Annotated in this window: 6 protein-coding genes, 1 tRNA gene and 1 pseudogene; 5 read left to right on the top strand and 3 right to left on the bottom strand. The window is 35.3% G+C overall.

Translation table 11 applies throughout. The annotated features are described in order from the left end of the window. Positions 1-55: 55 nt before the first annotated feature. Positions 56-1,630 carry a malate synthase A gene (gene aceB, locus C1638_RS19910; protein WP_109623684.1) on the bottom strand — a complete coding sequence of 525 codons (1,575 nt, stop codon included), beginning with the start codon at positions 1,628-1,630 and terminating at the stop codon, positions 56-58. A 126-nt stretch (positions 1,631-1,756) separates the two neighbouring features. Here aceB and C1638_RS19915 point away from each other — a divergent pair, with 126 nt between their 5' ends. The 3 genes from C1638_RS19915 to C1638_RS19925 all read left to right on the top strand — a co-directional run bounded on the left by C1638_RS19915 (position 1,757) and on the right by C1638_RS19925 (position 4,781). After that, positions 1,757-3,229, top strand: a complete 1,473-nt coding sequence (locus C1638_RS19915; protein ID WP_109623685.1) for a helix-turn-helix domain-containing protein — start codon at positions 1,757-1,759, stop codon at positions 3,227-3,229. Positions 3,230-3,329: 100 nt separating this feature from the next. Next, positions 3,330-3,983, top strand: a complete 654-nt coding sequence (locus tag C1638_RS19920) for a ComF family protein (protein WP_109623686.1) — start codon at positions 3,330-3,332, stop codon at positions 3,981-3,983. A gap of 111 nt (positions 3,984-4,094) precedes the next feature. After that, positions 4,095-4,781, top strand: a complete 687-nt coding sequence (locus C1638_RS19925; RefSeq protein WP_109623687.1) for an alpha/beta fold hydrolase — start codon at positions 4,095-4,097, stop codon at positions 4,779-4,781. Between the two features lie 4 nt (positions 4,782-4,785). Here C1638_RS19925 and upp read toward each other — a convergent pair whose 3' ends face one another. Both upp and der read right to left on the bottom strand, forming a co-directional pair. Then, positions 4,786-5,436 carry a uracil phosphoribosyltransferase gene (gene upp / locus C1638_RS19930; RefSeq protein ID WP_076352713.1) on the bottom strand — a complete coding sequence of 217 codons (651 nt, stop codon included), beginning with the start codon at positions 5,434-5,436 and terminating at the stop codon, positions 4,786-4,788. A 153-nt stretch (positions 5,437-5,589) separates the two neighbouring features. Then, on the bottom strand, positions 5,590-6,900 hold the full coding sequence (der, locus tag C1638_RS19935) for a ribosome biogenesis GTPase Der (protein ID WP_109623688.1): 1,311 nt from the start codon (positions 6,898-6,900) through the stop codon (positions 5,590-5,592). A 257-nt stretch (positions 6,901-7,157) separates the two neighbouring features. Between der and C1638_RS19940 the strand changes: the two genes are divergently transcribed. Continuing rightward, positions 7,158-7,228: transfer RNA gene (locus C1638_RS19940), tRNA-Gln, on the top strand. 360 nt (positions 7,229-7,588) lie between these two features. Then, positions 7,589-8,216, top strand: a pseudogene (locus C1638_RS19945) (T9SS type A sorting domain-containing protein); the annotation flags it as partial.

The raw sequence follows: 8,216 nt of genomic DNA on the forward strand, positions 1-8,216 counted from the left end.
TTGGATTTTGTTAGATTAAGGTTTGGATTAAGATTTTGAGTTTTTCACTCTCAAACTAAATAAAGGGATATGCTTTTAAGGTTAAAAATTCTTCAAAGTTTTCTGAAAAGATCAATTCATTGAAAAGTTCCTTGGCAAGGTTGAATTTTCCGTTTTTGAAACGGGTTTCTCCTACATACTTTTCAATATTGTCCATTTCTTCAGTTTCCCATTGCAGGATCATATTACGGGTTAATGTTCTGTCATCACTTAGTACCGCCTCATTTTTCAGCCATTGCCAGATCTGTGTTCTTGAAATCTCTGCGGTGGCGGCATCTTCCATCAAGTTGTAAATGGCCGCAGCCCCTGTCCCCATCAGCCAGCTTTCAATGTAAAGAATTCCGACATTGATGTTTTTTCGGACGCCTTTCTCTGTAATTTCACCTTTAGGAATTTCCAGCAGGTTACTTTCTTTTATATGATATTCAAATTTTTTATCAATCTGATTTTTTGAAGGCATATGCTGATTAAAAATCTCCATCGCTACATAAACCAATGCAGGATGCGCTACCCAGGTTCCGTCATGTCCATTTTTCACTTCTCGTTCCTTATCACTTCTTACTTTTTCAAAAGCAATATTATTGGCTTCATCATCATCTTTTACAGGTATTTGCGCAGCCATTCCTCCCATTGCATGAACATTTCTTTTATGACAGCCTTCGATTACTCTTTTTGAATAAGCACTCATAAAAGGAGAAGTCATTGTTACCTGATCTCTGTCCGGAACAATAAACTCAGGCAGGTTTCTAAATTTTTTGATGTACGAGAAAATGTAATCCCATCTTCCGCAGTTTAACCCTGCACTATGTTCTTTTAATTCATATAAGATTTCATCAATCTGAAATGCGGCAGTAATGGTTTCTATTAAAACTGTAGCCTTAATAGTTCCTTGTGGAATTCCAAGATAATTTTGTGCAAAAACAAAAACCTCATTCCACCATCGTGCTTCCTTGTAATGTTCTAGTTTTGGAAGATAAAAGTAAGGACCGCTTCCTCTCTTCAAAAGATTTTTTGCATTTCTGAAAAAGTAGATTCCAAAGTCAACCAATGATCCTGAGGTTTCTTCTTCATTGATCTTAATATGTTTTTCCGGAAGATGTAAACCTCTTGGACGAACCAATAGTACAGCCGTCTTTTCATTGAGTTGATAAGCCTTTCCTTTTTCGTTTACAAAATCAATGGTTCTGTTCACAGCATCGGAAAGATTAATTTGCCCATCCATACAGTTTTCAAATGTCGGCGAACTGCTGTCTTCAAAATCTGCCATAAATGTTAGCGCTCCGGAATTCAAGGCATTGATAATCATTTTGCGGTCAACTGGTCCGGTAATTTCCACTCTTCTGTCTAATAAGTCCTCAGGTAATGGGGCACAAACCCAACTTCCATTTCTGATGTCTTCTGTTTCTTTTAAAAACGTTGGAAGTACTCCCTGATCAAATTTCTGTTGAGTTATTTTTCTTTCTTTTAAAAGTTCTACTCTTTTATGATTGAAGTTCTGATGAAGAGCAATCAGAAAATCGATTAAATCTGGAGTGAAAATTTCTTCAAACTGTTTCTGAGCCGTTATTTTTAGTTGAGTCTTGGTTTCCATAACTAATTGATTTTGTGATTTGATGTTACAAACATAAATAAAAATTTTCACAATCAGCGAACGTTCGCTAAATTTATTTAAAAATTATTATGCGAATAATCGCATCTAAATATTTATATTTGAGTAATGAATTCAGAAAGTGACTTTATCAAGACAGTTTTCGGGTTAAAACTGAAACAGCAGAGACAAAAGAAAAATTGGTCTCTACAGGACCTTGCTGTAAAAACCGGATTATCAAAATCTTACCTTAACGAAATTGAAAACGGGAAGAAATATCCTAAGCATGACAAGATCATTCAGCTTTCTGATGCCCTAAACTGTACTTTTGATGATCTTGTTTCTACAAAACTGGATAAAAGCCTTGCTCCTTTTAATGAAATTCTTCAATCGGATTTTTTTAAAGAGGTTCCTCTGGAATTGTTTGGGATCAATAAAAATAACCTTATCAGTATCATTAGTGATGCTCCTAAAAAGGTAACCGCTTTCATTAATGCATTGATTGAAATATCTCAAAATTATAATCTTGGAAAAGAGAGATTCTACTTTGCTGTTTTAAGATCATTTCAGGAATTGTATGATAATTATTTTCCGGAAATCGAGGGTAAGGTAAATCAGTTTACTGAGGAGAATCATTTACAAATTGATAAAAATCTGAAGTCTGACATTCTGGAAAATATTCTTACGGAAAAATTCAGTTATACTATCCAATCTGAAGATTTTGAAAAGTATGGAACTTTGGACAACCTGCGTTCTCTCTTTATTCCTGAAAAAAAATTACTTCTTCTGAATAAAAAACTCGAGAAAGATCAAAAAACCTTTATCCTGGCTAAAGAAATAGGATTCAATGTTTTAGAATTGAAAGTTCGTCCTACCACTTATTCATGGCTTGACTTTGGGAGTTTTGAAGAGATTTTAAACAATTTTTATGCTTCTTATTTCGCCGGAGCATTATTAATATCAAAGGAACCTGCCATTGAAAAGGCTTCTGAATTTTTCCAACAAAACACTTGGGAACCAAAGAGCTTTGAGAAACTTATTAATAGCTTCACCCATTCGCCTGAAACTTTTTATTATCGCCTGACTAATATCCTTTCTGCGGAGATGGGAATTAAGGATTTGTTTTATCTGTGCCTGGTTAAAAAGAAAGGTTCTGATAAGATCCAGATTTTAAAGGAACTTCATCTTAACCACCAGCAGGCGCCTCATGCCAATGCTACTAATGAGCATTATTGCCAGAGATGGATTGCTGTGAAAAACCTTCATCATTTAACGGAAAATGAAACGCTTACGGATGCTCAGATTTCTCATTATAAAGATCAGGGAATAAGTTATCTGGTTATTTCCACTTCTCAGAAAAACCCTTTTTCTGACGGCAGTAACAGAAGCTACTGTTTAGGTATTCTTTTAAATACTCAAACGATTAAAAAGATTGGTTTTATCAAGTCTCCATCGTTAAAAACTATAAACGTGGGAGTCACCTGCGAGTCCTGCAGTATTGCTGATTGTGAGATAAGACAGGCGCCACCTGTACGACTGGAAAAGGAACATTTTAACCTTAGCATGAAGAATTCCATCGAAAGGATTAGGAAAGAATTTTAAGACTTTCATATTGAAAGCTAGAGTATTGGAAGAGCTTTAAGGGTTTTATCGTAATGATCATTAGACTAAAACTTTTTCATACCTTAGTAAAAACACATTTATGATACTGGATTTATTTTTCCCTAACCGATGCATTCATTGTAATAGAATCATTGAGCCTGATTGTTTGGTTTGTGATCTTTGTTTCAACCAGATTCATCTTACCCATTATGATTATTTTGAGAGCAACCCTATCAGGGAAAAATGTAAACTCCTTTTCCCTGTTGAAAATGCTTATGCTTTGATTCGGTTTGAGGAAGAAAGCCTAAGCCGGAAAATCATTCATGAACTGAAATACAGAGGCCGGGAATTAACAGGAAAAATCTTAGCAGAATGGGCAACAGAACGTCTTGATTTCAAAAATCAGTATCCTGATCTTGTGGTAAGTGTACCGCTTCATCCTAAAAAACTGAGAGAAAGAGGTTACAACCAGCTTCATCTATTTACGGAAAGTCTTTCAAAGTTTTATAAAATTCCTTTTGATCATGAATTAATTAAAAGAAATCATTATTCTAAAGCCCAAGCCTTAAAGAACAAACAACATCGTTTGGAAACAGTCAATACATTTTCTGTTACCCAGCCCATCACCGGAAAACATATTCTTTTGATTGATGATGTTTTTACCACCGGAAATACTGTTTCCTCTATTGCATGGGAAATTCTAAATGCCGGAAATAACAAGGTGAGTATATTGGTGATAGCAGAGGATATCTGATTTTCTAAAACTCTCCATGATTTCTACACTCAAACCATTTCACATGATTACGTTTAAATTCATTTTCACTTCCCGATTCTTTTCCTTAATTTTCAGGAAAACTAAACCATCATGCCCAATCTGATCTTATTACACGGAGCTTTAGGCCATAGTAATATCTTCGAGCCATATATGAAGAGCCTCTCACCATATTTTACTATTCATACACCATTATTCTCAGGACATGGAAACACTGAACTTCCTACTGATGGAATCAGTATAGAAAAATACACTCAGGAATTAACGGAATACTGTAAGGAAAATAATCTGAAAGATGTGTTTATATTAGGTCACAGCATGGGCGGATATGTTGCACTTTGCTATGCTATGAAAAATCCTGATAATGTAAATTCTGTTATAACTCTGGGAACAAAATTTGACTGGAATGAGGAACAGGCTTTAAAGGAAAGTAAAATGTTGAATCCTGATATTATTTTGGAAAAAGTTCCACAGTATGCCCAAATTCTAGAGATGCAACATGGTACAAAATGGAAGCAACTGCTTCTTTCCATTGCAGATTTAATGATTGATTTAGGAAAAAATCCACCGTTAAAGGATCATCTTGCTGCCATTAATATTCCTATTCAAATTATGGTGGGAGATAAAGATAATATGGTAACCATTGAGGAAAGCACAGGTGTTTACAGAAACCTTCCAAACGCAAAATTGGCCGTACTCCCGGATACCAAGCACCCAATGGAAAAAGTACGACCAAATTTATTATTGAATTTAGTAAAAGATTTCTGGAATCTTTCCTAAAATATTATCGTTGAAGTTTTTCTCCGTAGCTTAAATCTCCGGCATCTCCTAGTCCTGGTGTAATATACCCTTTTGATGTTAATTGTTCATCAATAGCTCCTACCCATATGTGGGCATCAGGGTATGCATTTTGAACTGTTTCAACTCCTTGTCTTGAAGCAATGGCTGCCACAATATGAAGCTGGGTTGGGTTTCCGTTTGTCAACAAGTCTTTGATGGCTTCAATTAATGAAGCTCCGGTTGCCAACATTGGATCTGCAACGATCAAAGGTCTTCCCTCAATGCTTGGACAAGTCAGATAATCCTGCTTGATGGAAAAATAATCGTTGGCATCATGCTTTCTATAAGCTGCAACGAAACCACAGTCTGCTCTGTCCAGATAGTTTAAAATTCCTTCAAACAAAGGAACTCCGGCTCTTAAAATAGTTGTAATAACCGGCTGAACAGCAATTTCTGTGCTTTTTATAGTATCTAAGGGAGTTTGTATTTCAACTTCTCTTATCTCTAATCCTTTGCTTATTTCAAAAGCTGCAATTTCTCCGATTCTTTCCATATTTCTTCGGAATCTCATTCGGTCATGCTGAACATTAACGTTTCTAAGTTCGTTAATCCATTCATTGACAAGGGAAAAGTTTTGTGATAAAATAGTAAGCATGAAGATCTTAGGTTTTAATTATAGTGATTAAACATTAATTCCTGCAAAATTACAATTAAAAAACGAATTTGCAGATTGATACCAGGGTATTAAGGTATATCTATAAAAAATCTGGCAAGGAATTCCTCACCAGATTTTTATTAAAAAGTCATCTTATTTTTGTCTGAAATATACTTCGATAGGAACTCCGGTAAACCCGAATTCTTTTCTCAATTGATTTTCAGTAAATCTTTTATATGGTTCTTTCACATACTGTGGCAGGTTGCAGAAGAATACAAACTGTGGTGATGGTGTAGGAAGCTGAACACAATATTTGATCTTAATATATTTTCCTTTAAGTGCCGGTGGCGGTGTATTTTCGAAGATAGGAAGCATTACTTCATTCAATTTTGAAGTTTTGATCTTCTTTTTACGGTCTTCGTAAACCTCCATTGCTAGTTCTACAGCTTTCAGGATTCTTTGCTTCGTTAAAGCGGAAACAAATAGAATTGGAATGTCCTGGAACTGACCGATTTTATCTTTAATTGATTTTTCAAAGTCACGGATTGTGTTAGTTTGTTTATCTTCAATCAAATCCCATTTGTTAACAAGAATCACAATTCCTTTTCTGTTCTTTTGTGCCAACCCGAAAATGTTCATATCCTGAGATTCCCATCCTTGTGTAGCATCTACCATGATGATCACTACATCAGAATATTCAATAGAACGGATAGATCTCATTACGGAATAGAATTCTAAATCTTCATTTACTTTAGATTTTCTTCTCATCCCTGCAGTATCTACCAATACAAACTCATGTCCGAATTTGTTATATAAAGTCTGGATACTATCTCTTGTAGTTCCTGCAATATCTGTTACAATATTTCTTTCAACGTCAAGTAAAGCATTAGTCATTGTAGACTTTCCTACGTTTGGACGACCTGCAATAGTAATTTTAGGCAATCCTTCGAACGGGTCTTTATATTCTGTTGTTGGGAAGTCTTTTACAATATCATCTAATAGGTCTCCGGTTCCTGAACCTGTTGCTGAAGAAAGAGTGTAGTATTTATCAATTCCTAACTGATAGAATTCCGTTGCAGGAAGTTCTTCCTTAGAAGAATCCACTTTATTAATTACAATATAAATAGGTTTGTTGGATCTTCTTAGTAATCTGTAAATTTCGTAGTCTGTATCTGTAAGCCCTTCTTCTACATTCATCATAAAGATAATAGAAGTTGCCTCATCTATCGCCAACTGTACTTGCTTACGAATCTCTTCTTCAAAGATATCGTCTGTACCTACATCATAACCTCCTGTATCAATTACAGTAAAGTCTACTCCATTCCAGTCAGATTTCCCGTAATGACGGTCTCTGGTTACACCGGCTGTAGAATCTACAATAGCCTCTCTTCTCTCTAATAAACGGTTAAAAAGCGTGGATTTTCCTACGTTGGGACGCCCAACGATTGCGACAATATTTGACATAAAAAATGTTTAATAATCCTTTTGCTATGCTCAGGATAAGTTATTAATGGGTTACTCCAACTTTTGGAGCCCAATTTTTTGCAAAGATAAGATTTTATTATTTAGTATTAAAAATGTACTGCCTTTGAGTTTTTTTTACAAAAAATAATTCTTTGGATATCAGAAAGTAAGATCATTCAAGCCCCTATTATGTTAATAAATCTTTAATTTTGGTTTTCATATTTAAAATAAATTATATAATTTCGCAGCATCAAAACAGACCTATAGTGTAACGGTAGCACTCCGGTTTTTGGTACCGTCAGTCGGGGTTCGAATCCCTGTGGGTCTACAACCAAACAAAAACAATCATCTTATATTAAGATGATTGTTTTTTTATTGATTACTTTCAATCTTTCTTATTACACTTTTCTGAATACCATAGTACATCTTTATTTTTGGTTTATTACCCTCTCCTATTCTTTCACACATAATCATATTTAAAAATATAACACCTCACTCAACAAAAAATTAAAATACGTCATATTCTGTCGCTTTGTGAAAATATCTTTGTGTTTAGATAATATGGAATGATAAAATATATCAGTATGTTATTTTTACATCAAATCCCTTTAATAAAGGTTTTAAGTCATAAAAAAAGTTAAATTTGTGGCAAAATAATAAAACTAATTACTAACTTAAAAATACAGGAATGAAAAAGATTTATCTCGGTGCATTTACCTTATGCACTGTGCTGGGTATGTCTGCCCAGGAAGTAATCTGGCAAAAGGACATCAAGTCCTCTACCCAGGACTTTCTAAGCCAGGTGACTACCACTATTGATCAGCAGTATCTTATTACGGGAAGCTCTATCCAGAGCGACAAACTCCAACAGAATAACAGACAAAACAATGGCTACGATTTCCATCTGGTAAAACTGAATCAACAGGGAGAACAGGTTTTTGAAAAATATTTTTCAGGAAATAACCATGACTACCTTTCAGCGACTGTAACCACGCAGGATGGAGGATTCCTCTTGGCAGGAACCTCGTATTCAGGCAAAGGATTGGATAAAAAGGACGACTCCAAAGGCGGTTCAGATGTTTGGTTAATCCGCATCAATGAATTTGGGGATGAGCTGTGGCAAAAAACTATGGGAAGTTCTTCGGATGAGGAAGCCAAGGCAGTGATCCAAACCACGGACCAGGGATTCATTGTAGCAGCAAATATCCAGAACTCACCCAAGGGACATGGCTCCAAGGATGTATGGGTTGTCAAACTCGACAAAAATGGCAAGGAAATCTCTCAACTCATTTTGGGTGGAAGAGGTCTTGACGAGG

The organism is Chryseobacterium oncorhynchi (assembly GCF_002899895.1).
Taxonomy (GTDB): Bacteria; Bacteroidota; Bacteroidia; order Flavobacteriales; family Weeksellaceae; genus Chryseobacterium; species Chryseobacterium oncorhynchi.